Source organism: Faecalibacterium prausnitzii, assembly GCF_049532945.1.
In the GTDB taxonomy this organism is placed as follows: domain Bacteria; phylum Bacillota; class Clostridia; order Oscillospirales; family Ruminococcaceae; genus Faecalibacterium; species Faecalibacterium prausnitzii_N.
The window spans coordinates 2,574,321-2,599,223 of record NZ_CP186691.1 but is presented as its reverse complement, the minus strand read 5'-3'; the positions used below and the strand labels follow the sequence as shown (position 1 = coordinate 2,599,223).

Below are 24,903 nucleotides of genomic sequence, written 5' to 3'. Positions count from 1 at the left end.
ATATGCGGAGTGGTTAACAAAAAAGGGGAGGCGGGGCGAACTTCTTCGCCCGCCTCCCTGTTCAGTTCTTTTTTATAGACCGATCAGGAGCTTAGCCGTTTGCCAGCTTGTATTCCTTAGCCCAGCCATCGACGAAGGCGGTCACAACGCCGTCCCAGTCGCCGGTGCCTGCTGCGTAAGCGGTCAGAGCGCTGCCCAGGCCGTTCTTCCACTCCTCGGAAGGCATGGTGGAGAAGCACCAGTCCACACTGGTCTTGCCGTCGGCCACATACTGGTTTGCAATGCCGATCAGGGGGTTGGTGGAGTCCTTAGCCTTCTTGAAGGGGATGACGAAGCCCATCTTGTCAGCCATCGCGCTGGTGCCGGTCTCAGAGGTGACACACCAGTACAGGAAGTCCAGAGTAGCCTGAATGTCGGCATCAGAAGAATTGTTGTTCACGCACCAGAAGTTCTCGGAACCGGTGCACAGGCCCTGATTCTCCTCGCCATCCACGCCGATGTAGATGGGCAGCATACCCAGGTTGTCGTCGCCCAGATCCTTCACGTCATTGTAAGCCCAAGTGCCGTTCTGGTAGAACACAGCCTTCTTGCCCACAAACTCAGCCACAGCGTCGTCGCCGGTCTTGGAAGCCAGCAGGGTAGGATCGCAGGTGGAATCGGTGATGTACAGATCCCAGATCTGCTTATAGTTGTCCAGATAGGTGCCCTTGATGGCATCGGTGGAGCCGATGCCGTCTGCCTTGTACTCGTAGTAGATGGGCAGGTTTGCCAGATGGGTCTTGAAGCGCCAGTCAGAAGAACCGTCCATGCCAGCGGAGGTGAAAGCACCGTCCACACCCAGCTCAGCCTTGCGTGCCTGAATATCGTCAGCGACCTTCTTCAGATCAGCAAAGCCCTTGATATCGTCCTGCGTGTAGCCGGCGGCGCTCAGCAGTTCCTTGTTATAGATGATGCCGTAGGTCTCGATGACATATGCGATGCTGGTAACAGCGTCGCCATCCTTCAGTGCGAAGGAATCGCTGGTCAGCTCACCGTACAGCTGGCTGCCGGACAGATCGTAGCAGTAATCCTTCCAGTTTGCCAGACCCACAGGGCCGTTCACCTGGAACAGGGTGGGAGCCTCGCTCTTCTCCATCTCGCTCATCAGGGTGGTCTCGTACTGGCCGGAAGCGGCGGTGACAACGGTCACAGGCACGCCGGTCTCCTTGGTGTACTCAGCGGCCAGATCCTGCCAATCCTGATCCTGCTCGGGCTTGAAGTTCAGGTAGTAGACCTTGCCGCCTGCCTTTGCAGCGGTGCTGGAAGCAGCGGTAGAACCGGCAGCAGAGGAAGCGGTGCTGCTGGAGGAGCCGCCGCAGGCAGCCAGACCCAGAGCAGCGGCGGAAACGCCAGCGGCCTTCAGGAAGTTACGACGAGTGATCATTTTCTTCATAATAAGTTCTCCTTCTTATTGATTGCTTATCTATCGCACCGCCCCGATGGGCGGAGTTAAACGGATTCAAACCGGCGGCGGCAGGGGCAGACGCTTTCGCCCTGCTGCAACTCCGGCTGCAAGGTGATGGTCTGGGCCGGTGCACCGTGCTCGATCTGCCGCACCAGCAACTCAATGCTCTGCAGCGAGATCTGTTCACTGGGCTGCACAACGGTAGTCAGAACAGGCACACAGTAACGGGACATCGTGATGCCGTCAAAGCCGATCACCGAAACATCCTCCGGCACCCGCAGCCCGGCGCTCGCCAGCGCGCGGATGGCACCTAAGGCAATCACATCGCTCATGGCGAACAGGGCGGTGAAGTCGGCCCGGCGGGCCAGCAGGCTGTTCACGGCGTGATAGGCAGACTCAAAATCGTAGTTGGACAGGCCGTACAGCTTGTTGTCGAAGACGAGGCCCGCATCCTCCATGGCGTCCTGTGCGCCCAAACGGCGCATCCGGCTGGGGAAACTTGTGGCCGGGCCGCCCAGCACAGCGATCTTGCTGTGCCCCTGTGCAATGAGGTGGGCGACCGCAGTGCGGGCAGCCGCCCGGTCGTCCACGCCGACCATCGACAGATTGGGGAAGCTCAGGTCGTGGGAAACGAGGGTGGCCAGCACCGAAGGAACGGTGATGTTGGAAAATCCATTCTGGAAGTTGCTCACGCTGCCGCCCAGAAAGATCATACCTTTGGGCTTGATCTCCCGCAGGATCTTTTCGGCGGCATCGATCTCGTTGGCGTTTTCATCCAAATAGGAAACGATGCCATTGTAGCCATACAGGGTGGCGGCCCGCTGCAGCTGGACTAAGAAGTCCGAGAAGAAGAGATTGCGGGTGCCTTTGACCACGAACACCAGACTGCGGGACTGCTGGATCTTCAGCTGCCGTGCATTGGTGTTGGGCACGAACCCGGCCTCCCGCATTACCTTGAGTACATGCTCCTTGGTCTCAGGCCGGACATCGGGCCGGTCGTTGATGACACGAGAAATGGTGCTTACCGAGCAGCCGCTGATCCGGGCAATGTCCTTGATCGTCATGGCGCATCTCCTCACTTTCTGTAAAACCATCGGGAACGTTGTCGGGAACGTTTTCAGTGACTATAGTATGGCACATTTTGTTCAAAAAATCAATCATGTTGGAGCAATTTCGTAAAATGTGTACAAAGAATCGGTTCGGCGTTGTGCAGTTTGATTTGCAACCACGTCAAAACCATGACTTATTTCAGAAATTCCCGGAAACGAGTCAAAATAGACCGGGATAACCGTACCGCTTTGTAACTTTTTGACCGCTGGATGCACATTCCCGGATAACTGTGTTGTGTGCCAAGGCCTCTCGTGCTATACTGGAAAGCGAAGGAGGGGAAGAGCAATGATTTTATCCTTGCAGGGCTGCATGGCGGTAGGGAAAACCACAGCGGCCCGCTATCTGCAAGCGCATGACCCGCAGCTGCATGTCTGCTTTGAGGACAACGCGGCGGTCATCGCCGAAGTGAAACACCGGGGGCTGGATAAAAACTGCTATGCGGATTATCTGGAGATCCAGCGGCTCTTTCTGCAAAATGAGGTGCGCCGGTGGCAGGAAGCACAAAAATACCCCTGCACCGTGATGGATTTCGGCGCAGAGGAGATCGTGTTCTATACGCTCCACTATCCCAAAAGCAAAGGATTGGATTGGGGTGTGGAGGAGCTCCGGCGGGCATTGGCACCGGAACTGGCGGCGGCCCAAGGGTGTATGCCGGAGCACATTTTGTTTTTGGATGCGTCCGACGAGACGCTGCGGACCCGCAAAGAGGGGGATACCGCGCGCACAAGGGGATTCTTTGAACATTACCGGAACCAGCTTCTGCCACTGAAGCGGGAATGGTTCCGGAACCGGGAGGACACGACCTTTTTGCAGACCGACGGCCTGACGGCAGAGCAGGAAGGGGAGGCGGTCCTCCGTTGGTGCACACAATGGATCGGGATGAACCGCTGAGCGGAAAAAGGCCCCATCTCCGAGGGGGCTGTCACCGCAGGTGACTGGGGGAGTTTATACAAACAAAAAGCGCCTTCCCTTTGTCATCGGGGAAGACGCTTTGCTGATTGCTGATTATTTTGAACTGGGTTGATAAAGTTCTGAAGATTAGTCACTGACGTAGGGCATCAGAGCAACGTGACGAGCACGCTTGATGGCGATGGTCAGTGCGCGCTGATGATAAGCGCAGGTGCCGGTCACACGGCGGGGAATGATCTTTGCACGCTCAGAGACGTACTTACGCAGACGGGGCACGTCCTTGTAATCGATGGTGTCGATACGATCGACACAGAAGCTGCAAACCTTCTTGCGGCCGCGACGCATGGGGCGTGCGGGGCGAGAGCCTTCGGTTCTTTCAAAAGCCATTGCTTATTACCTCCTATTGGATTTTTTAACGGATTGACCGTTTCGTGTCAGAACGGCAGGTCGTCGCTGTCGTCGATGACGGCGAAGTCGTCTGCATTGCCGGCAGAGTAGCTGGGAGCTGCCTCCACAGCGGCCGGGCGGGCAGGCGCTGCGTTCTGGTAGGCGGGAGCAGAATGATGATTCTGATAATTTGCTCCGCCGCCTGCATTGCTGTTTTTGGGGCCTGCAAAGTTGATATTGTTGGCTACCACTTCCACAGCGGTGCGGTTGTTGCCGTTCTTATCCTGATACTGGCGGGTCTGAAGACTGCCTTCAATGGCGATCAGACTGCCCTTTTGGAAATACTTGCAAACAAACTCTGCCTGCTGACGCCATGCAACGATATCGATGAAATCGGCCTGACGCTGCTCGCCCTGACGCGCAAAATTGCGGTCACAGGCAATGCGGAAGCTGCACACATTGGTACCCTGCTGGGTGGTGCGCAGTTCGGGATCCGCCACAAGACGGCCCATGATGGCAACAACATTCAACATTTTACGGTCTCCCTTTCTGTCACAGAAGAATTACTCCTCGTGAGCAATGATCAGGCTGCGCATAACACCTTCAGTGATCTTGTACACACGGTCCAGCTCAGCAGGGAAGCTGGGCTCGCTGGTGAAGTCGATCACGGTGTAAACGCCTTCCTCCTCGTCGTTGATGGGGTAGGCCAGACGGCGCTTGCCCCACTCGTCGATGGAATCGATCGTACCGTTAGCCTCGATCAGGGACTTGAACTTACCAACCAGAGCGGCGGTAGCCTCCTCGTCGAGAGCGGCGCTGGTAATCAGCATGGTTTCGTACTTTGCCATTTTGTAGCACCTCCTTTTGGACTTGAGGGCCTCAAGGTTATGAGGCCAAGGTACACGATCCTGCGGTTTCACAGGACTGTGCGGCGTGTCTGTTCAGACAGCAATTTATTATAGCAAGTGTTTTGCACTTTGTCAAGCATTCTGGCAAAAAAATCTGCACGAAAATAAAACGGGTCTGCGGCTAAACTTTAGTCGGATTTTCGCCGGGATGGTTTTGATTTTCACAAGCCGACAAGTTATAATGTAAAATAGGGTAGGCCAGGACGCGCGGTCGGGCCTGCCGGGCGTGAAAAACGCAAAATTGAGTAAAGGAAGGTTATTTGAATGTATTCGGTTTTCCGTAACCTGGCAATCATCATCCTCAGCGCAAAGTTCTTTGGTCTGGTGGCCCGCAAGTGCAAGGCCCCGCAGGTGGTGGGTGAGATCCTTGCCGGTTTGATCATCGGCCCCTGTGTGCTGAATCTGGTGCAGACCAGTGATGCCATCTCCACCTTTGCGGAGATCGGCGTGGTCATGCTGATGTTCACCACGGGCCTTGGCACCAATCTGAAGGAACTTATCAAGGCCGGCCCCATCGCCACCCTGGTCGCCTGCGTGGGCGTAGCCGTTCCGCTGGTGGGCGGCACGCTCCTTTATAGCATCTTCTATGGGTTTGCTGCCGTGGGCAGCACGGAGTTTTACAAGGCGCTTTTCATCGGCACGATCATGACCGCCACCAGCGTGTCCATTACGGTGGCGACCCTGCAGGAGCTGGGCCACCTGAAGAGCTTTCTCGGCACCACCATCGTCAGTGCCGCCGTCATCGATGATGTCATCGGCATCGTAGTCCTCACCTGCGTGCTGGGCGCAAGCTCCGGCACCGGCACGGGTCTGGGCAAGGTGCTCATCAATACGGTGCTGTTCTTTGCCACTGCCGTGGGCGTGGGCGTTGTGGCTCACTTTGCTATGACATGGCTGGACAAGCGCAATCCCCACACCCAGCGCATCACCATCGTGAGCATGGCGTTCTGCTTTGCCATGGCCTACATCGCCGAGGAATACTTCGGCATTGCAGATATCACCGGTGCCTATATCGCCGGTATCGTTCTGTGCACCATGGACGATGCCCCCTACGTGGAGCGCCGCGTGGATATCAGCAACTATGTGCTGTTCGCACCGGTCTTTTTCGCGAGCATCGGCTTGAAGACCGACATCAGCGGCCTGACGCCGGAAATCTTCCTGTTCTGTGTCTGCTTCGTCATTGTGGCACTTATCACCAAGATCATCGGCTGCGGCCTTGCGGCCAAGATCTGCCGCTTCAACTGGGGCGACTCCCTCAAGATCGGCGTTGGCATGATGACCCGCGGCGAGGTGGCGCTGATCGTGGCCCAGAAGGGCCTGGATGTCGGCGTGGTGGACTCGGTCTACTTTACCGCTGTGATCCTGCTGATCGTGGTGTCCAGTGTGGCAACTCCGCTGGTGCTGAAGGTGCTCTTCACCAAAGCCCCGCCGACACCGCATCCGAGCCAGAGCGAAGCATAAAAATGGGAGGTCCATCCTGGGGATGGGCCTCCTGTTTTTATGTTGGACGCGGAAAATGGCACAATTTCCGAAGAACGATGGATTCCGGCCGGAAGATAGTGTATAATGAAAAATAAATGTAAAATCCGGAAAGGACTTTTTCGTATGGGAATCGTAGTCATCGGCGCAGTTTTTGTGGACATCAAGGGATATCCGCTTTCGACTTACATCCCCGGCGGACGAAACGCCGGGCGTGTGGAGCAGGTACACGGCGGAGTGAGCCGCAACGTGGTGGAGGATATCGCCAATGTAGAGCTGCGCCCTACCTTTGTCAGTCTGGTGGACGACACCGGCATGGGACAGGATGTGATCAACAAGCTGGAGAACCACAAGGTGAACACCAAGTACATCCAGCGCGTGCCGGACGGCATGGGCACCTGGCTGGCCATCTTTGACAACGACGGCGATGTGCATGCAGCCATTTCCAAGCGGCCGGACACCACCCCGCTGATTGGGCTGCTGGAAGAGCAGGGAGACGAGATCTTTCGGGACTGCGACAGCATCGCGCTGGAGCTGGACCTCGAAAAGGAGACCGTCAAGCAGACGCTGCGCTACGCCAAAAAGTACGGCAAAAAAGTGTACGCGGCGGTCTCCAACATGAGTATTGCCATGGAGCGCCGGGATTTCCTGCAGCAGATCGATTGCTTTGTGTGCAACCAGCAGGAAGCCGGGCTGCTGTTCTCCGATGATTACGGCCATCTGGCCCCGGACGAGATGTGCCGGGTGTTGGCGGCCAATGTCCGGAGCGCAAACATCCCCTGCATGGTGGTCACCATGGGCGACAAGGGCGCAGTCTATGCCCAGGCGGACGGGGACTGCGGCATTGTTCCGGCCAAGAAGGTGGATGTGATTGACACCACCGGCGCAGGCGATGCCTTCTTTGCCGGCACCACCATCGGCCTGACCTACGGCAAAACGCTGGCCGAGTCCTGCGAAATCGGCAGCCGACTGGCCGCATCGGTCATCTGCATCACCGAGAACGTCTGCCCCCGCTTCCGCCCGCTGGAATTCGGGCTGGACGTGCCGGTCGTGGATTGAAACGTATCAACAAGAACGAGCAGGGGAGAGCGCACTGAAAGATGCAAAATGAAATGAAGATCCGTAAGGCAGAGGAAAAAGACATTCCCAGACTTCTTGCGCTGCTGGGGCAGGTATTGCAGATCCATGCAGAGATCCGACCGGATGTTTTTATTCCCGGCACCACCAAATACACGGTCTGCGAGCTGGCAGAGCTTTTGAAGCAGGAGGACAAACCCGTCTACGTTGCCGTGAACGAGGAGGATGTGTGCATGGGCTACGCCTTCTGTCAGATGCGCGAGCAGCCATTTTCCACGAATATGGTGCCCTTTAAGTCACTGTTCATCGACGATTTGTGCGTTGACCAGCAGGCACGGGGACAGCACATCGGAGAAAGCCTGTTTGAATATGTGAAGCAGCAGGCAAAAGAGCAAGGCTGCTATGAAGTGACGCTGAACGTCTGGGCAGGAAACACCTCGGCGGAGCACTTCTACGAAAAAATGGGCATGAAGACGAAGGAACGGCAGATGGAATATATCCTGTGAACCGGGCGGCAAACATTCTTTTTTGAAAACGGTGTAACGTCAAACGTTGAGGGTGTATCGGAACCGCCTGCAAAAAGCCTGAAAACGGTGCAGGCGAAGCAATGCACCACCAAAAAAACTGGCTTCAGCAAAAAGAAAAGCACCATGCTTCCTACGAAGTACGGTGCTTTTTTTGTGGAGAATACCGGGACCGAACCGCTGACCTCTGAGGAAGCAAATCAGTTTCCAGATACCTCCCGATGAAACCGCCCTGCGGGAACTGTCGGAGGGTGTTATCGAAAAGCTGAAACTGCTGACCGATGCAGAGTTTGCCGAACTGGAATTTCCACTGGACTGATTTTTGCCGCCTGCGGGCGGCGTACATAAAGTATTTTGTTCTTCCAAAAGATATGCTATAATCAAATTAGACAAAATTCCTCTCTTCAAGCGATTTCTCCGCAATTTTCCTGTGGCTCTGCTCGTATCAAAAATAAGGGACTGAATTTTAATTGTCAGAACGGAGGAACCATTATGGCAATCTTTGAAAAGACCATCCGAAACAAAAACTTTGACAAGCTGCTTCGGAAGCTGGAAAATGAAATCCCGGACAGCAGTTGGTCGGAAGATTTAGAGGCAGGCAGTGATTTCAAAGAGGGCGATGCCCGGTGCAGTGTCCGTGTATTTGAACGGTACAGCATGATGGGCGGCAACCGCCTGAGTCTGACACTGACCATGTTCCAGAATGCGGACAGTCCGATCCGGCTGTCTGCCATCACCGCATGAGGCAGTCAAGCGGTGTTCTTCAAGGTGAACACCCTCGGAGAAGAATCTTTTCTGGACGATGTAAAGGACCTGCTGGAAGAAATTTGGGAGGAATAAGATGTTTTACGCTGGAATTGATATGCTGTTCAGCATTCTGTTTCCCATCCTGTTCCTTGTGGTTATGGGCATGATCCTATACACCATCATCGGAAATATCAGCACATGGAATAAAAACAACCATTCGCCGCGGCTGACTGTTCCGGCAACGGTTGTGGCAAAGCGAACGGAAGTTTCTCGCCACCATACAGACAATACGATGGCGCATACGTTCACGACCTATTATGTGACCTTTCAGGTAGAGAGCGGCGACCGCATGGAGCTTACCGTAAGTGGTTCGGACTACGGAATGCTTGTGGAGGGCGACATTGGAAAGCTGAGTTTTCAGGGCACCCGCTATCTTGGGTTTGAGCGGAGCTAATTGCAGCACAATATAAGATGCCTAAAAAGCTATCGAAATTTCAGAATATGTTGTTTCGACTTATGCCAAATTCAATGTTCAAACAAATTGGTTTCAAAAAAGCAGATGTAATCAACTTGTGCAACACGATGTCTGAATTGGATTTCAGCGATTCGTTATGTACTGAACTCGACAACTCGGAATTTGTGGAGAGATTTCCTGAACTTTCCTTATTTTACAGGCTTTTCAGCCCATTAAATAGTGAAATGATATGTATTTTCCCTTATTTTTGCCCTTATGCGGAATCCGCAAGGGAAATAAGGGGAATTTTTGTCGCATTGCATATCAATAATTGGTTCAGTGAACCAATTTTGATTTAAGCATTGCTCGCTACTTTATCAAGAAGTCTTGCGGAATCCCGTTTTGCTTTTCTTGTTGAGTGAGCGTAAATATTCATTGTGGTACTGACATCAGAGTGTCCTAACAGTTCCTGTACATCTTTCGGTGCAGCCCCATTGGAAAGCAGATTGCTGGTGTAGGTGTGACGTAACTGGTGGAAATGGAAATCTTCAAATCCTTCCAGTTTCTTTGACACTGATCTGCATACAATGCCGAGTGTACTCGGCAGTTCCAGGGAGCCATCCGGTCGCAGGCAGACAAAGGAGATTTCTTTGTAATCTGCCGGGACTTCCTGTGTACCGTCAAGATGATAGTATTCATAATAGACCCTGTTTTTCACATGCACTTCTTTGTAGTAATTGCGGTGATAGAGTTCGCTATACTGCATCCGGTTTTTGAGCTGCTCTTTTCTGGTAGCTTTCAGTATTTCAGTCAGAGTATCTCCAAAATCAACAATTCTTACTTTTTTCCGTTTCGTTGGTCCAATAATGTTTTTGTGTTTCATGCCGTCGTAGCGGATACTGCGTTTTATGGTCAGGCATTGTTCTTCAAGGTTAATGTCCTGCCATGTAAGACCACAGGTTTCCCCGATACGGAGTCCAGCATAATACGCAATCTGAATCGGCAGAATGGCAGGTGGGTTTTTCTTTTCCAGATACTTGATAAGTCGCTCATAATCCTCGTGTGAAATCGGCTGTGTGCTTTCTTCCACTTCATCATCAGAAAAGAGGTCAACTTCCTCTGTCTGTCGTTTCAGCTTGATATATTGCATCGGATTGAAACTGATTAACTGTTTTGGAAATACTGCAAAACGGAATGACTGCTGTAACACTGCGGAAAAAGAATGGATATAATCTTTGCTGTATCCTTTTCTTACTTTCCCATCTGGAAACTCACCACCAAATGTAAGCAGGTCGAGGAAACCCTGTAAATGTTCGGCAGTAACTGTTTTCAGCTTTCGGTCTGCAATCGGGTGTTTCTTGATACATCGGATTGCACCAAGATAATTTTCCACTGTACCGTTGCTGAGTGTCCCAGTTTTCAGTTCTTCTTCTGCCCACATGTCCAGAAGTTCCCCTACGGTAAGATTATCTGCCTTTGCAACAAACTTCTTATCTTCGTAGTCTTCCAGTGCCTTGCGGAGAAGCTTTTCCGTCTCACTTTTACTTTCGGTTCCGGCATATTCTTTCTGAACCATTTTTCCGCTTGCGTCCTCTACATAGAAGCGATAGTACCATTTCTTTCCTTTTTTTCTAACAGATCCTTTTGCCATAATCGTATGTCTCCTTTCGATATCAGACAATCGGAACTGTTGAAATGCTTCTTGCGTGTAGGCATCTTATGGACAAGTCCATAAGCCAATTCGCCGCTCGTCAAATCTGTAAACAGCCTGACTCGCTTGTGCTCATTGTATCACAACTCCGGTTGCCTTACTATACCGATTCAGAATCGTCATACATAACTTCGGATAAAAGATTTGCAAGCCTTTGTTCTGCCGCTTCCGGTTTCTTTGAATAGAGCCTTACAACATCTGCCATATCGTTAAATGCGTTGACAGTATGTGTGATCTCCCTGAGAAACATAATCTCATTATATTCATCTTTCGATTCAAATCCCATTACTTTAGCAATGTCCACATCTTTAGTACTGCCTTTGTAATTTTTACAGGCGAACTGAAACGAATCCAGAAACAGTTCATATTGCTTTAACATTAACAGCAGTAAGTCTTTAGAAAAAGCGTCTTCTGTTTTATTAAGATCAAGAGGTAACTGTTTAAGAATATCGCCCATCACATCACGAATCTGCAATTCTTTCTTATCCGTAATATCAGTTTCATATTCATCGGTTTCCCCTTTGAGCCATTCAATCGATACATGAAGTGCTTCCGAAAGACCTTCCAGTACCATCTTTTTGGTATTGTCAATCGAACCATTCTCATAACGCAGGATTGTGGAAGCGGTAACTCCCATCTTCTCTGCGACATAAGGCTGTGTCAGATTTAATTCCAGACGGCGCTGTTTTGCCCTGCTGCCGATCAGCTTGCGTAGTTCTTTATCTTTCATGCTGATGTGCCTCCTTTTTCGGTATGTCATTACTATACCACGCAACAAAATATATTGCAATATGCAATTTTAAGAAAAGCAGCAAAATTTCATAATGCTTGACAAAGCAATATAAACACGCTATACTGACAGCACAAATGAAATTGCATAATGCAATTCGAAAGGAGGTGGTCATATGACGCAAAGAAAGATTGCCTTATCTATTGAGGAAGCTGCTGATTATACGGGAATTGGCAGGAACACCCTGCGAAAGTTGGTAGAGTGGAAGAAACTTCCGGTATTGAAGGTTGGGAGAAAAGTCCTGATCAAAACGGATATGCTGGAACTTTTTATGGAAGCCAACGAGGGCAGGGACTTGAGGGATAAGGGAAATGTGAAAGCAGTCACAAGAAACGGTTCAACTTAAAAAAGCGGTTCCCGAAGAAACCGCCAAAGGTTCTATCAGACCGGAGTCATGATATACCTACACGCAAGCAGATTATACCATGTACTTCGTCTGACAGACAACAGGAAACTTATGTTTGGAAAAAAAGAAAGGACGATGATATTTATGGCAAGATCAACAAAGAGTTATGAGGAGCGTATGCTCCAGTTGGAAAAGAAAGAACAGGAAAGCCTTGAGAAAGCAAAACAGTATGCAGCACAGAAACGGGAACTGAAGAAACGTCAGAAAGATGTGGAAACCAAAAAACGGACACACAGGCTCTGCCAGATTGGCGGTGCAGTGGAATCGGTACTGGGTTCTGCGATTGAGGAAGATGATATCCCAAAGCTGATCGGCTTCTTAAAAAGGCAGGAAGCAAATGGGAAATTCTTCTCAAAGGCAATGCAGAAAGAGCCAGTTGCAAATACGGAGGAAGTGTAATGCCGGAGGGAGTGGAGTTTCCATTCCCTTCATTGCTTTTTTATGAAGGGCGCACTTATGGACAACCAGAGGTCGTCCGTATAAGTTTGCCACAGGTGGCAACCGGTCTGTGCTTACGCTTGCCGGGCTCGTTCCGTCGGCGGGGCTTTCAGCCAGACCTGCTCATGCCGCAGGAGGCACTCTTCGCCAGAGGGGCACATTCCATGCAGGCTGTTATGCACAGGGCACTCTTACGCAGAGGGTGCTCCGGCAGATACCATTTTCTTTTAGGAAAAACGTTACCTGCCGGAAATCAAAGCCGGATACGGCAGAATGGGGGAAACGGAGCATGGCGATTTTTCATTATACAGTAAAGATTGTTGGACGCAGCAAAGGAAAATCCATCATATCGGCGTCTGCTTATCTCAATGGCGATGTGATGAAAAATGAAGAAACAGGCAGGATCAGCTACTATACTTCAAAAAAAGAAGTCGTTTATACCAGCCTGCTGATGTGTGAAAATGCACCACAGGAATGGCAGAATGTACCTGCTGAAAATATCAGACGGTTCCAGAAATCTGTCCGATATAAAAGGGCAGATAACCAAAATGCTGCACTGGAAAAATTCAAACTTACTTTTCAGAAGCAGCGTTTATGGAATGAAGTCTTGAGGATAGAAAAAAGTTCAGATGCACAACTCGGCAGGTCATTTGAGTTCTCACTTCCGAAAGAATGGAGCCGACAGGAACAGATTGATTATACAACTGAATATATTCAAAAGACCTTTGTAGATAAGGGAATGTGTGCGGATTGGAGTATCCACGATAAAGGAGATGGTAATCCCCATGTGCATTTACTGGTGACGATGCGACCATTCAATTCAGACCACTCATGGGGTAACAAAGAAATCAAGGATTGGGAGTTTGTCAGAGATGAAAATGGAAATATTGTGGTGGATGAATCCCATCCGGACTGGTGGCAGGATAAAAAGGACCCTGACCGTCATGGAATCCGAATCCCCGTACTTGATGAAAATGGAGTCCAGAAAGTCGGGACAAGGAACCGCAAACAGTGGAAACGTGTATTAACCGATGCTACCGGGTGGAACAATCCGAAAAATTGTGAGCTATGGCGGAGCGAATGGGCAAACGTCTGTAATGCACATTTGAAAACGGAAAATCACATTGACCACCGTTCTTATGCAAGGCAGGGAAAATTAGAGATACCGACGATCCATGAGGGCGCAGATGCCAGAAAAATTGACGAGAAATTTCAAAACGGACAGACATCCTCTACTTCATGGAAAGTAGAGGAAAACCAGATCATAAAAAGACAAAATGCACTGCTGGATAAAATACAGATTTCTTTTGGAAAAGTATCCAGTGCATTAACACAATGGAAGGAGCGATTGCGTGACATTAGAAGAAAGCCGGGAAGTCATTCCCATGATGGAGACAATGATAAACCAGATCGAGGAACAGCAGAATATTATGGCAGAGATGGTACAGGAATTGCAGGAACGGGACAGGCAGCTCCTGTCTTTTCAGGAGCAGAACCAGAGTTTAAAAAGCTTAAACAGCGAATTATCCAGGCTGCTAAATCTTTTGCCAGATACAGAAGAACTGCTCTCACAGATCGAGCAACAGAAAACCAGAATCGAACAGTTGGAAAACGAGAATCAGCAATGGCAGGAATTAACGCAGAAGCTGAACAACGAGAACAGCTTATTGCAGAAACAGAACAGCGAATTGCTGACCTTAAACAGCAGATAGAGAAAGCGAGGGAGATCGATGAGCGAATGCAGAAACTTAGAGAACGTCGGGCAGGTGGAAGAACTTCTGCTGATGACCGAACAGATGCAGGACGAACTGGATCAGAAAGACCAGACAATCCAGGAACTAAACAGGCAGCTAAGCGAATCGCTGACCTTGAACGAGAAATTGAACAGCGAAAACAGAGCCGAGAATATCGAAGCATTGCGGACAAGATTAAGGCAAACAGAGGAACGATTGACCAGCGAGACAGACAGCAGGAAAAGAGCCGACGCAGAAGCCGTGGCATGGAAATTTAAGTATGAAAAAGCAGAGCAGGAAAAACTTTATGCACAGACACACCAAAAGACGGTAGAGGTAGCTGTTGAGAAAAAAGTGCCTTATGAGAAATGTGAAAAATGTGACCGTACTGCTTACCGGAAAGCAAAAGAAAAATGCGATAGCCGTAAAAGCCAGTTAGAAAAGAAATATAAAAATATGACGATTGGTTATGAAAGTATCTTGTTTCTACTGGCATGGTACAGCATAACAACAACACTGTTTACTGCGATTCTTTCGCCGGTTTTCCTTAACGACTGTATCGTCTTTTTCGGTGCGTTAGGAAAAGGAATGGGAAGTTTATTTCGGGAGTTTGTGACAGGTGCAGACTCTTTCGGACAGTTAAGCAGTGGAATACCTAACAGTATTCTTTCCGGGATTGTGTACTGGCTGATTGCCGGTACTGTCATGGCAATTTTATTCGTAATAACCGGGTGGCTGATAATCGGGATTGGTTATCAGGTAGGAAAAATCTACCGGAAATATTGTTGGGATATCATCAGTATCGTGGTAGCGATAACGAGTACAGCTGTTGTAATTTACTTTGGAGAATGGATTAAAAACGCTAATCCGATAAATCTTATTGTATTGCTATTACTGTCGCATATTATTTATATTGGAATCAGATGTTATGTGAAAGACTGGATGGAAGAACGAGGATATTATTAAAAGAGGGCAGGGAAATTTCATAATCTTCTTGTCCTTAGTAAGGGACTATTGATTGTTTATATAAAGAAAAAGTATATAAATAAATCTTGACAATTAGTACGAACTCGGACTATAATATAAAAGTCCGGATTCGTACTAATTTAAGGAGGAAAAAGATGAGAAAAGATAATAATATTATAATACAGTTGCAACGATATTATGCTTTATGGAAAGAATGTACAGCAATGTATGAGGAATGGTCAAAGGATCAGGGACTGTCTTCAAATGGAGTTTTTGCTTTGCATTCATTTTATGAAAGTAATGGAAGATGCACGCAGAAAATGATAAGTGAAAAATGGAATATACCTAAGCAAACGGTAAATACGATACTAAAAGATTTTCAGAAAAAAGGATACATCAATATGGTATCTGATGATTCAGACAAGAGAAATAAGCTGATATGCCTCACAGAATCAGGAATGGAATATACGAAAGATATCATAGAAAAACTGCACTCAAAAGAAATATATGTAATCGAAAAAATGGGATTAGAGAATATAGAAAGTCTTAATGATAATACAGAACTGTTTATCAGACTTTTCAAGGAAGGAGATTGTAAGAAAAATGAATCATAAATCATTATTTTTTAAATATGTTATTCCATCTATTATAGCATTTGCATTATCAGGAATATATGCGATAGTGGATGGATATTTTGTAGGCAATACCATAGGAGATGCTGGACTTTCGGCTATTAATATTGCATATCCGATTGAGGCTTTGATTCAGGCTCTTGGAACAGGAATTGGTATGGGAGGAGCTGTTTATTACTCAATTAATGCAGCAGAAAAGAAAGGAAAACGGGCAGAAGAATTTATTGCTACAAGCTGGTGGCTTCTTGTAATAGTAAGTGTTATCAGTACCATAATTATTTACTCCTTTTCGTCTAAAATTTTAGGATTGCTTGGAGCAGATGGAATTATATTAACAAATGCGACAGATTATATCAAAATTATAGCACTTGGAGCAATATTGCAGATTCTTGGAACTGGAATGATGCTATTCATTAGAAATTATGGAAACTCTTTCTGGTCAATGTTTGCGATGGTTGGTGGATTCATAACCAATATTGTTCTGGATTTTATCTTTGTATGGATATATGAAATGGGCATGAAAGGTGCAGCCACAGCTACAATAGCCGGACAGGGTGTGACTGCAGCAATTGCAATCATATACGCATTATATAATAAAAAGTTTTATGTGTATGTATCCTTAAAAAATGTAAAAGAAATGTGTGGCGCTATATTCAGAGTAGGTCTTGCACCATTTGGGCTAGCATTGACTCCTAATATTTCATTGGTGTTTATAAACCGATTCTCCGCTTCTTATGGGGGAGAAAAAGCTATTGCAACTTATGCATGTGTATCCTATATTATCTGTATCATATATCTCATATTGCAGGGCGTAGGTGATGGAAGTCAACCTTTAATGAGCCGTTTTTATGGTGAGAAGGATCAAGAAAGCCTGAGAGGAGTTCAGAGAATGGCATACATTTTTGCAATAATTCTTGCTGTTTGTGGTGGAATTATCATGTATGTAAACAGAGCAAATATTGGAGGGGTTTTCGGAGCTTCTTATGAAGTAAGTATTGAGATTTCTAAAATTGTACCTATATTTTTAGTGTCATTACCATTTGTTGCGATTACCAGAATAGCGACAGCTGGATTTTATGCTACTGAAAAAAGTGGATTGTCATACATTCTTATATTCATTGAACCAGTATTGATGCTGATATTTATGCTTGTTTTACCACCTTTATTTGGTGGACAGATTATGATATGGTGGAGTACGGTATTGGCACGTGTTTTTTCAGCGATTCTGGCATTCATACTAATAAAATATTGCGAAAAGGGAGATTTGCAATATGGAATACAGAAAATTTAACAATCAGATAGTAGCAAGAATAATCTAGGTTTATCTATTGTATTTTTAAGGACAGCCTCATAGCAATAGGGCTGTCCTTTTAAAATTATGAAGCTAATTTTTAATAAATTCTAGTAGATTTTGATTGGAATAATCATAACTCTAATGAATCTTCAGCATCTACCCACATCTGTAAATTCCCATCAAGATATAACCTTGCATATTCTAATGGCTCATCGATTGCAAGCGATGTCAAAGCACAATCAGATCCAGGTGTGGTTCTTAAATTTTTTTCTGCTTCCCAACAATCAATACGGAGTATATAGCCCGTATTAGTATATACATCAATGCTGTTGCACTGTGGATTGTATTCTGCAAATATTGTTCTCATCGTATCCCATCTCCTTATCATTTAATCAATCAGTAGTAGCAAAAATTAAGAAGCATTTCAATCAGTTCACCATGTCACTTTTATTTTGTGTTATACTGTCTTATAGATTTTTCTTGCCCTTGTATTTGCCCTTATCAGAGTGCATAAACACTGATGGGACGATATAACACAAGGGAAATAATAAGGGAAAGCTCACCTGCGACAAATCCAGTGTTTTCAAGGGGTTGCGAAGAATTTAATAATAAAATATAACAGTTATTAAATTTCTTAAAACAGGTGAAATCTCAATCGGAATTTGACAAAGGAGTGTGATTATATGGGTAAAGCGATTTTGGCAGCAATCGTTACATTGATTGTTGGTTATTTAGGTACGGTCGTAGGACTTGAACTTTTAGGTAATTGGGTTGAGTTTGGATTGCTCATTGCTATTGCAGTAATGGGTGCTTTTATCATCTACTTCAATGACAAGAAGTAAGACAATTCCAGTTTGTCGATGGTTGTCAACTGGGATAGTGTCATAAACTATCGCTCTAAAAAAATCATAACCCGCAAAAAAGTGGTCTTGATAGCCGGAAGAAAAGCAGACCTTTGACCGTCTGCTGGAGATGGCAGAAAAGTTTGCCGCAAAACACGAATAAACTACCATAGATTCCATAAGCGAGTGACCTGAAAAGGCCGCTCGCTTTTTTGTTTCCAACGAGATTGAAGGGAGGAACGCTACCCCAACGCCAAAAAAGTGACCAAGGCAGAATAAATCCCATATTTCCCCTTGCGCTTTTGCTGGAAAACAGGTATAATATTCTCTGGATAAAAGGGAGTAAGGGGCGTACTTTAGTTGAAAAACGGGTGCGCTGTGCTGCAGCGACACCCCCGGCAGAAATGCCCGATGCAGTACCAGAAGCTTGAGACTTTTATTACACTTTCCCGTTTCTGGGCAGGATGTAATAAAGGTCTTTTTTTGTGCCTCTGCCGCTATTATTAAAAAGGAGAGATATTATGCTGATCCCTGTTCTGTTATTTATCGTGGGCCTGCTGTGCCTCATCAAGGGCGGTGACTGGTTCGTGGATGGTGCCACGGGCATTGCCCGCCGCTTCCGTGTGCCGGAGCTGCTCATCGGTGCCACCGTGGTGTCCATCGGCACCACCCTGCCGGAGGTGATGGTCTCCACCACCTCGGCCTTTACCGGCCACGGCGAGATCGCCTATGGCAACGCCATCGGTTCGATCATCTGCAATGCATCGCTCATTGCGGCCCTCACCATTGCGGTGAAGCCGGGCAAGGTAGACCCCAAGAGCCTGCGCACGCCGGTGCTGTTCTTCTTTGTGGCAGCGGCCTTCTATGCCGGTGTGGCCTACACCACCGGCTACTTCTCCCGCCCGGTGGGCCTGATCCTTCTGGCCATGTTCGCAGCGTATATCATCTGCAACGTGATGGCCATGAAGAACGCCCCCGCCCCGGAAGAGGAAGAGCAGGCTGAGGAAGGCTCCTTTGCCAAGGAGCTGGGCCTGCTGGCCGTGGGCGCGGTGCTCATTGCCGTGGGTGCCAACCTGCTGGTGGATAACGGTACCCTGATCGCACAGGCACTGGGCGTGCCGGAGTCGGTGATCGCGCTCACCTTTGTGGCACTGGGCACCTCGCTGCCGGAGCTGGTCACGGCCATCACCTCGCTGGCAAAGGGCCACGGTGCACTTTCGCTGGGCAATGTCATTGGTGCAAACGTGTTCAATCTGGTGCTGGTGAGCGGTGTTTCCGCCACGGTGGCACCCTTTAGCATTCCGCAGAACTCCACCATCGCAGGCATGAACGCCTCGCTGGTGCTGGAGTTCCCGGTCATGTTTGCCGTGATGCTGCTGCTCACCCTGCCCGCTCTCTTCAAGGGCAGGCTGAGCCGCCCGCAGGGCATTGCGCTGCTGTGCATCTATGCCGCCTTCTGCGCCGTGCAGTTCAGCATCTGATCTGTTGTAAACGTAAAATATTTAAGGCTGCTGCACAGGGTTTTGTGCAGCAGCCTTTTTATGTGGGATGATTTTGAATGCGCCCCGCTTAAGCCTTCCCCCGGTGGGTGAAGGCTTAAGCGGGGCGGTACAGTTCCCGGCTGACCCGTAAAGTTTCCGGGCGTGTCCGCTCTCCCCTTGGGGGAGCTGGTGCGGGAGCGCCTGAGAGGGCGAGGCAAAACCCTGACGGCTTTGCCTGAGAGGGTAAAAAAGTGGGTCAGAAGCGACCACAGGCGTTTCTGACCCACAAATAGAACGATATTTTTGTTTTACAGCTGGCAGGCGGTATCGTAGCCGGTGCGGATGGCGTTGGAGATATCCGCAGCCTTGCCGGCGGCATCGCCAATGGAATACACCGGGATGCTGGCAGCTTCCAGCGCAGCAGCGTCAAATTCGTTGGAGCGTGCGCCCATAGCCAGCACGATGTAATCGCAGGGGATGGTCACCTCTGCGCCGTCCTTGTTCTCGCAGACGACGGCGTCCATACGGAACTCCTTGACCTTGTGGCTGGGGTACTGCTCCACGCCATAGGTCTTATAGTTTTCCAGCAGGGTGGGCAGAATGGTGGTGCTCTCGCCTGCGGCGATCTTGTCCATCATCTCGATAACGGACACCTTGCAGCCGCGGGCAGCCAGATACTCTGCGGTCTCGCAGCCCACCATGCCGCCGCCGATGACGGCAACCGTGCCGTACACCTGCTGTTCACCGGCCAGAACCTTCCATGCATCGGCCACGTTCACGCTGTCGATGCCGGGGATGCGGGGTGCGGCGCTGTGTGCGCCCACAGCGTTGATGACGGCCTCAAAACCGGCATCCTTCAGCTGCTCTGCGGTGCGGGTCTGACCCATGCACAGGTGCACACCGGCATTGCAGACCGCGTGGATCAGGTCCTGTGCGGCGCGGCGCATCTCCTCCTTGCGGGGAGGTACGCAGGCAATGTTCAGCTGGCCGCCCAGAGTGGTGGTCTTTTCAAACAGGGTCACGTCATGGCCGCGCAGCGCTGCCACACGGGCGGCTTCCAGACCGGCAGGGCCGCCGCCGAGGACGGCGATCTTCTTTTTCTGCGCTGCGGGCTGGATGCTGCGGGTGTTCTCGTAGCCGTTCTCCGCGTTCAGCACGCAGGAGAGGAACTGACGGTTCTGGATGGCATCGGTGCAGCCCTTGTTGCAGCTGATGCAGCGGCGGATATCGCAGGCCTTCCCGGCAGCGATCTTGGTGCCCCAGTCGGGGTCTGCCAGCAGCGGGCGACCCATGGCAACTATGTCGGCCATGCCGCTCTCGATGACACGCGCAGCCATGTCGGCATCCACGATACGACCCACGGCGCTGACCGGCACATTGACGGCCTTTTTGATGTCCCCGGCGATTTTGACGAAGAAGCCGTAGGGCTGTACGCCCATGGGAGGAATGGTGTCGGCCATGTTGCCGGTGTGGTTGGCCTGCGCAACGTGGAACATATCCACGCCGTCCTCTACCAGCCACTGAGCAAACTGCACGGCGTCGGCTTCGTCAATGCCGCCCTTGCCGCGCTGCGGGGTGACGATGGACAGCTTGTAGTCGATGACCATATCCGGCACAGCCTTGCGGATGGCGCGGGTCAGCATGCGGGCAAAGCGGACGCGGTTCTCCAGACTGCCGCCGAACTTATCGGTGCGGTGGTTCATGCGGGTGGAGCACAGGCAGCCGTTCAGGCGGTCGCCGTGGATCTGGATGACGTCCACACCGGCCTTCTGTGCACGCACTGCGCAGGCGCACATCTTATCGATGATGGCCATCAGCATCTCCTCGCTGACCTCATCGGTGAAGAACATCATGTCGTGATGCAGGCGCTGACGCATCTCATCAAACTTTTTCTGCATAAACAGACTGTTGATGGCGTCTACGTCGTACTCCGGGTGGAAGAGCTGGACGCCCAGCTTGGTGCCGTAGGCGTGTACGCTGTCGGCCAGTGCCTTGAAGGCAGGGATCTGGCTGTCGTCAAACAGCTTGGGGGTGGGAGAAAAGCTGTTGATGGGTGCCACATCGCCCATAACGATGTAACCCACACCGCCCTTTGCCAGACGGGTGTAGAAGCCCATGTCCTGCTCGCTGATCATGCCGTTTTTCTCGTAGCCGGTGGTCAGCGGGGGGAACATGATGCGGTTTTTAAAGGTCTGTCCGCCCACCTCGATGGGCTGCAGAATCACGTTTTGCATACGAAATCCTCCTTGCAGATACGCTTTGCTTTACAGATTTGCTTTGATGAATGCTGCGGTCTTTTCCTCCACGGCGGCACGGGCTGCCAGCGTGGCAAAGTTGTGGCCGCCGCCTGCAATGGTGTCCACATCGGGTGCGGTGTACACCTGTGCGTAACGGTTGCAGGTGCCCTCGTCCACCAGACGGTCATCGTCGGCGCGCAGCAGCAGCACCGGGCCGTTGTAGCCCTTGGCCTCGGTAAAGGGGTCGGGGTGCTTTGCCATCTCGTAGTTAAAGGCCATCTTGTAGCACAGACCCTCCATGTCGGCGTAGTCCTTGCCGGTCTGCATAATGCCGTCGGCGCGCTGGGCGCAGCCGAACCACATCCCGGCGCCCGGGCACAGCAAAATCAGGCCGTGGGGCTGGATGACCGGTGCGCAGGAGGCGGCAATGTAGCCGCCCATGCTCTGGCCGGAGAGGAACAGCTTTTCGCTGTCCACATAGGGCTGTTCAGCGGCCCATGCAAAGATATCCTGTGCATCGGTGTGCAAGCCGTCAAAGCTCATATCCTCGAACTCGCCGTCGCTCTCGCCGTTGCCGTAGAAATCGAACCGGGCGCTGCCGATGCCCTGCGCTGCCAGAGCGCGGGACAGATGGGTGTACATGGACTTGTAGCCGCTGCAGCTGCCGGCAAAGCCGTGCAGATGCACCACAAAGGGTACCTTGCCCTCGGTGTCGGGCAGGGTCACGATGCCGCGCAGGGTGTGGCCATTGCGGTTTTTAAACTGAACCTGTAAGATCTTCATGGTTTACTTGCTCTCCTTTGCGGCGCGGCGAGCCTTCAGCTCGGTCAGCATCTCAGCAGTCTTCTGCTTGGTCAGGGGGTAGACGAAGAACAGGATGGCAACGGCAATGCCATAGCCCAGGAAGTAGACGCCGGTGTAGCTCTTCCAGATGGCGTTCACAACGCCTGCGGTCTGCACAGCGCCTGCGGTAACGTTGTAGCCGATGGCACCCAGCACAAAGCTGGACAGGCTGCCGGAAATGGCGCTTGCAAGCTTGCGGAAGAAGGAGTAGGTGGAGTAAACGATGCCCTCGTTGCGCTCGCCGGTCTGCAGCTCGTGGTAGTCGATGGCGTCGTTGACCATAGCCCAGATCAGCACCTGCATGCCGGAAGCGCCCAGATAGCAGATACCGTTGATGACGATGAAGATCACAGGGTTGTGGACGGGGAAGAAGAACAGGATGCCGAACACGATGGCGGCAAAGCCAGCGCCCATGCAGCACCACTCCTTCTTGCCGAACTTGTTGGCCAGAGGCTGGGTGATGGCAAAGGACAGCACAGCGTACAGCACGCTCAGCATACCGGAGACAGCCTGAATTTTAACGTTGCCGAAGAAGTCCTTATACAGGTAGGTGTTCAGACCGTTGACCACGGAAGCACCGATCATGCCGGTCAGGCTGAAGAACATAACGCCCAGCAGAGCCTTATTGTGAGAGATCTCCTTGAGCACATGCAGGTAGTTCAGCTTTTCGCCCTGCGGACGCTCGGGCACTTCCACGCGCTCCTTGCACCATACGCAGGTGATCTGCAGGCACAGCAGACCCAGCATAGCGCAGATGCAGGCCAGCATCAGGAAGCGGCCAGCCACGGGCTGGTTGTCCACATACAGGAACAGGGGGCCGATCATGACCATAACGGTCATGAAGATGGTGCCGCCAAGGCTGCGGTAGCGGGACAGTGCGGTGCGCTGGCTGACATCATCGGTCATCACGCTGGACAGAGTACCGAAGGGCACGTTGACGCAGGTGTACAGCGCCTCGTACAGAACGTAGGTGACGAACATGTAGGCCAGACGCAGGCCGTAGTTGATATTGCCTACATTGACAAAGCCAAGGATGCACAGCACTGCCATGGGGAAGGAGAAGGCGCGGATCCACGGGATGAACTTGCCGCCCTTGGTGGCCTTGCGGGAGTCCACGATGGCACCGATGATGGGGTCATTCACGGCGTCCCAGATCTTGGTGATCAGCAGCAGGATACCCACGTGGAAGGGGTTGACCTGCAGGATCAGGGTGTAGAAGATCGATAGATACATGGCGCGGTACTGCTCGGTGAAGCAGCAGCCCAGATCGCCCAGCGTATAACCGATCTTGTCCTTCATGGAGAAGGGTCGGATGGTCTTTTTCTGGTCCATTGTGTTTTATCCTCCTTAAAAACAGTGAAACCACGAGACTTTTCACACAAGTCTCTTTTCTACGTTTGCATTATACGTTAATTTTTCATCAATACATATCCAAAAAATGATTGAAAACTATCGCAAATTGATGTATTATGCAATTATAACAGATGTACTTTTCTGTTGTGTACAACAATCTGTTACACATGACAGTTTCATGGAGGACTTTTTGGTGAATTATACAGCCAAGCGTTATCTTTTTGAGCAGAGCGCCGTCCGGGAATTTTATTCCGGCGCGTATTATGATTTGTTTCTGGTCATGCGGGGCAGCGGTGTGTTCCGGTGCAGCGAGGTGGTGCTGCCCGCACAGCAGCAGAATCTCATCATCTTCAAGCCCGGTCAGGGCGGCAGACTGGAATACGCCGGTGCTTACGGCCCGCTGGAACTTATTCGGGTGCAGCTGCCCCCCAGACGCTGGCGCAGCTTTCGGACGCAGATACCGACCTTGAAAAAAGCTTCAACGTGGTGCCCTTCCGGCAGGTGGCTGTGCGCCCGGACAGCCAGATCTATATGCTGCTGAAAAACCTTGCCCGGAAGCTGCTGATGCTCCCGCAGGAGCGCACCCAGTTCGGTGCAGCGGTGTTCGAGCACGGTATTTTGCAGATGTTTGTGGTGCTGGCGCTGCGTGCCTGCATCCATGCGGAGTTCCACACCGCATCGGTCAGCCGCCACCACCTGATGCTGGACGAGGTGTTTTTGTTTATTCAGGCGCACCTTACCGAGGAACTGACGCTGGAGCGGCTGGAAAAGGAGTTCTTCGTCTCCCAGGAACATATTGCCCGGGAATTCAAACGCCAGACCGGGCAGACGGTGCACCGCTATATCGTAAAGGCGCGGTTAGACCGCTGCTGCACCCTCATCGAGCAGGGGCTGCCCATCACCGAGGTGTACAAGACCAGCGGCTTTGGCGGTTACAACCACTTTTTCCGCGCCTTTAAAAAGGAGTACGGCATGACCCCCAAGGAGTACTTCCACACCACCCGGCAGGACGCCCGGGGATGAATCCGGCAAAAGCAGCGCCGTCTGCGCCTGTGAAAAAAGCCGCCCGGTTCGCATCCGACTTCAGGGTTCGGAGCCCGGCACGGTCTGCCAAAGTTTTTTGGACATAAAAAACGCC

The 24,903-nt window shown here is 50.6% G+C and carries 27 protein-coding genes and 2 pseudogenes; 18 read left to right on the top strand and 11 right to left on the bottom strand.

The genetic code is table 11. The features are described 5' to 3' along the window. Positions 1 to 91 precede the first annotated feature (91 nt). Complete coding sequence (locus ACNQFG_RS13155) at positions 92 to 1,432, bottom strand: ABC transporter substrate-binding protein (protein ID WP_423405201.1); 1,341 nt, start codon at positions 1,430 to 1,432, stop codon at positions 92 to 94. A 56-nt stretch (positions 1,433 to 1,488) separates the two neighbouring features. Beyond that, the gene (locus ACNQFG_RS13150; RefSeq protein ID WP_423405200.1) at positions 1,489 to 2,508 is read right to left on the bottom strand and encodes a LacI family DNA-binding transcriptional regulator; all 1,020 of its coding nucleotides are present in this window, start codon (positions 2,506 to 2,508) and stop codon (positions 1,489 to 1,491) included. Positions 2,509 to 2,839: 331 nt separating this feature from the next. On the opposite strand from ACNQFG_RS13150, the gene ACNQFG_RS13145 reads away from it, so the two are divergent. Next, positions 2,840 to 3,445, top strand: a complete 606-nt coding sequence (locus tag ACNQFG_RS13145; RefSeq protein ID WP_156072140.1) for an AAA family ATPase — start codon at positions 2,840 to 2,842, stop codon at positions 3,443 to 3,445. Between the two features lie 147 nt (positions 3,446 to 3,592). Here ACNQFG_RS13145 and rpsR read toward each other — a convergent pair whose 3' ends face one another. The 3 genes from rpsR to rpsF are packed head-to-tail and all read right to left on the bottom strand — an operon-like array spanning position 3,593 to position 4,698. Continuing rightward, positions 3,593 to 3,850 carry a 30S ribosomal protein S18 gene (gene rpsR / locus ACNQFG_RS13140; protein WP_015538096.1) on the bottom strand — a complete coding sequence of 86 codons (258 nt, stop codon included), beginning with the start codon at positions 3,848 to 3,850 and terminating at the stop codon, positions 3,593 to 3,595. Positions 3,851 to 3,897: 47 nt separating this feature from the next. Further along, on the bottom strand, positions 3,898 to 4,383 hold the full coding sequence (locus ACNQFG_RS13135) for a single-stranded DNA-binding protein (protein ID WP_423405199.1): 486 nt from the start codon (positions 4,381 to 4,383) through the stop codon (positions 3,898 to 3,900). A 30-nt stretch (positions 4,384 to 4,413) separates the two neighbouring features. Then, on the bottom strand, positions 4,414 to 4,698 hold the full coding sequence (rpsF, locus tag ACNQFG_RS13130; protein WP_005938979.1) for a 30S ribosomal protein S6: 285 nt from the start codon (positions 4,696 to 4,698) through the stop codon (positions 4,414 to 4,416). 324 nt (positions 4,699 to 5,022) lie between these two features. Between rpsF and ACNQFG_RS13125 the strand changes: the two genes are divergently transcribed. The 6 genes and pseudogenes from ACNQFG_RS13125 to ACNQFG_RS13100 all read left to right on the top strand — a co-directional run bounded on the left by ACNQFG_RS13125 (position 5,023) and on the right by ACNQFG_RS13100 (position 9,039). Continuing rightward, entirely contained in the window at positions 5,023 to 6,219 is a 1,197-nt protein-coding gene (locus ACNQFG_RS13125; RefSeq protein ID WP_423405198.1) for a cation:proton antiporter, read from the top strand. Positions 6,220 to 6,363: 144 nt separating this feature from the next. After that, complete coding sequence (locus ACNQFG_RS13120; RefSeq protein WP_423405197.1) at positions 6,364 to 7,296, top strand: carbohydrate kinase family protein; 933 nt, start codon at positions 6,364 to 6,366, stop codon at positions 7,294 to 7,296. 53 nt (positions 7,297 to 7,349) lie between these two features. Further along, positions 7,350 to 7,820 (top strand): GNAT family N-acetyltransferase, encoded by a 471-nt coding sequence (locus ACNQFG_RS13115; protein ID WP_423405196.1) that lies wholly within the window; start codon positions 7,350 to 7,352, stop codon positions 7,818 to 7,820. Between the two features lie 235 nt (positions 7,821 to 8,055). Then, positions 8,056 to 8,157: pseudogene (locus ACNQFG_RS13110) on the top strand (transposon-transfer assisting family protein); the annotation flags it as partial. A gap of 173 nt (positions 8,158 to 8,330) precedes the next feature. Continuing rightward, positions 8,331 to 8,678: pseudogene (locus ACNQFG_RS13105) on the top strand (DUF6054 family protein). Position 8,679: 1 nt separating this feature from the next. Beyond that, a complete protein-coding gene (locus ACNQFG_RS13100; RefSeq protein ID WP_207699155.1) occupies positions 8,680 to 9,039 on the top strand; it encodes a DUF2500 domain-containing protein in 360 nt (119 codons plus the stop codon). Positions 9,040 to 9,394: 355 nt separating this feature from the next. On the opposite strand, the gene ACNQFG_RS13095 is transcribed toward ACNQFG_RS13100, so the two are convergent. Both ACNQFG_RS13095 and ACNQFG_RS13090 read right to left on the bottom strand, forming a co-directional pair. Next, positions 9,395 to 10,690, bottom strand: a complete 1,296-nt coding sequence (locus tag ACNQFG_RS13095) for a tyrosine-type recombinase/integrase (RefSeq protein ID WP_423405195.1) — start codon at positions 10,688 to 10,690, stop codon at positions 9,395 to 9,397. Positions 10,691 to 10,850: 160 nt separating this feature from the next. Beyond that, the gene (locus tag ACNQFG_RS13090) at positions 10,851 to 11,480 is read right to left on the bottom strand and encodes a helix-turn-helix domain-containing protein (RefSeq protein WP_002578308.1); all 630 of its coding nucleotides are present in this window, start codon (positions 11,478 to 11,480) and stop codon (positions 10,851 to 10,853) included. Positions 11,481 to 11,655: 175 nt separating this feature from the next. Between ACNQFG_RS13090 and ACNQFG_RS13085 the strand changes: the two genes are divergently transcribed. The 7 genes from ACNQFG_RS13085 to ACNQFG_RS13055 all read left to right on the top strand — a co-directional run bounded on the left by ACNQFG_RS13085 (position 11,656) and on the right by ACNQFG_RS13055 (position 17,006). Continuing rightward, positions 11,656 to 11,886: a helix-turn-helix domain-containing protein gene (locus ACNQFG_RS13085; RefSeq protein ID WP_002578307.1), complete on the top strand. Its 231-nt coding sequence runs from the start codon at positions 11,656 to 11,658 to the stop codon at positions 11,884 to 11,886. Positions 11,887 to 12,030: 144 nt separating this feature from the next. After that, on the top strand, positions 12,031 to 12,345 hold the full coding sequence (locus tag ACNQFG_RS13080; protein WP_002578306.1) for a DUF3847 domain-containing protein: 315 nt from the start codon (positions 12,031 to 12,033) through the stop codon (positions 12,343 to 12,345). Further along, a complete protein-coding gene (locus ACNQFG_RS13075) occupies positions 12,345 to 12,698 on the top strand; it encodes a hypothetical protein (protein WP_002594208.1) in 354 nt (117 codons plus the stop codon). The genes ACNQFG_RS13080 and ACNQFG_RS13075 overlap by 1 nt, the downstream gene beginning before the upstream one ends. Further along, positions 12,674 to 14,395 (top strand): MobA/MobL family protein, encoded by a 1,722-nt coding sequence (locus tag ACNQFG_RS13070; RefSeq protein ID WP_022621741.1) that lies wholly within the window; start codon positions 12,674 to 12,676, stop codon positions 14,393 to 14,395. The genes ACNQFG_RS13075 and ACNQFG_RS13070 overlap by 25 nt, the downstream gene beginning before the upstream one ends. Beyond that, on the top strand, positions 14,379 to 15,083 hold the full coding sequence (locus ACNQFG_RS13065) for a DUF6040 family protein (protein WP_021369328.1): 705 nt from the start codon (positions 14,379 to 14,381) through the stop codon (positions 15,081 to 15,083). Before ACNQFG_RS13070 ends, ACNQFG_RS13065 begins: the two co-directional genes overlap by 17 nt. A 155-nt stretch (positions 15,084 to 15,238) precedes the next feature. Further along, entirely contained in the window at positions 15,239 to 15,697 is a 459-nt protein-coding gene (locus ACNQFG_RS13060) for a MarR family transcriptional regulator (protein WP_118085447.1), read from the top strand. After that, positions 15,687 to 17,006: an MATE family efflux transporter gene (locus ACNQFG_RS13055; protein ID WP_195231684.1), complete on the top strand. Its 1,320-nt coding sequence runs from the start codon at positions 15,687 to 15,689 to the stop codon at positions 17,004 to 17,006. Before ACNQFG_RS13060 ends, ACNQFG_RS13055 begins: the two co-directional genes overlap by 11 nt. Before the next feature lie 133 nt (positions 17,007 to 17,139). On the opposite strand, the gene ACNQFG_RS13050 is transcribed toward ACNQFG_RS13055, so the two are convergent. Further along, positions 17,140 to 17,376 carry a DUF6061 family protein gene (locus ACNQFG_RS13050; RefSeq protein ID WP_002578301.1) on the bottom strand — a complete coding sequence of 79 codons (237 nt, stop codon included), beginning with the start codon at positions 17,374 to 17,376 and terminating at the stop codon, positions 17,140 to 17,142. Positions 17,377 to 17,692: 316 nt separating this feature from the next. Between ACNQFG_RS13050 and ACNQFG_RS13045 the strand changes: the two genes are divergently transcribed. Further along, complete coding sequence (locus ACNQFG_RS13045; RefSeq protein WP_097774963.1) at positions 17,693 to 17,851, top strand: binding-protein-dependent transport permease; 159 nt, start codon at positions 17,693 to 17,695, stop codon at positions 17,849 to 17,851. Between the two features lie 521 nt (positions 17,852 to 18,372). Next, positions 18,373 to 19,332 carry a calcium/sodium antiporter gene (locus ACNQFG_RS13040; RefSeq protein WP_423405194.1) on the top strand — a complete coding sequence of 320 codons (960 nt, stop codon included), beginning with the start codon at positions 18,373 to 18,375 and terminating at the stop codon, positions 19,330 to 19,332. 308 nt (positions 19,333 to 19,640) lie between these two features. Here ACNQFG_RS13040 and bilR read toward each other — a convergent pair whose 3' ends face one another. From bilR to ACNQFG_RS13025, 3 genes are read right to left on the bottom strand one after another with little or no spacing between them, the layout of a single operon-like run. Then, positions 19,641 to 21,566, bottom strand: coding sequence for a bilirubin reductase, long form (bilR, locus tag ACNQFG_RS13035; RefSeq protein ID WP_423405193.1), 1,926 nt, complete (start codon positions 21,564 to 21,566; stop codon positions 19,641 to 19,643). A gap of 30 nt (positions 21,567 to 21,596) precedes the next feature. After that, positions 21,597 to 22,352, bottom strand: a complete 756-nt coding sequence (locus ACNQFG_RS13030; protein WP_097793439.1) for an alpha/beta hydrolase family protein — start codon at positions 22,350 to 22,352, stop codon at positions 21,597 to 21,599. 3 nt (positions 22,353 to 22,355) lie between these two features. Continuing rightward, positions 22,356 to 23,744, bottom strand: a complete 1,389-nt coding sequence (locus ACNQFG_RS13025; protein ID WP_423405192.1) for an MFS transporter — start codon at positions 23,742 to 23,744, stop codon at positions 22,356 to 22,358. 211 nt (positions 23,745 to 23,955) lie between these two features. Between ACNQFG_RS13025 and ACNQFG_RS13020 the strand changes: the two genes are divergently transcribed. Further along, positions 23,956 to 24,306, top strand: coding sequence for a hypothetical protein (locus tag ACNQFG_RS13020; protein ID WP_423405191.1), 351 nt, complete (start codon positions 23,956 to 23,958; stop codon positions 24,304 to 24,306). Beyond that, positions 24,249 to 24,788: a helix-turn-helix domain-containing protein gene (locus ACNQFG_RS13015; RefSeq protein ID WP_423405190.1), complete on the top strand. Its 540-nt coding sequence runs from the start codon at positions 24,249 to 24,251 to the stop codon at positions 24,786 to 24,788. The genes ACNQFG_RS13020 and ACNQFG_RS13015 overlap by 58 nt, the downstream gene beginning before the upstream one ends. The last annotated feature ends 115 nt before the right edge of the window (positions 24,789 to 24,903 follow it).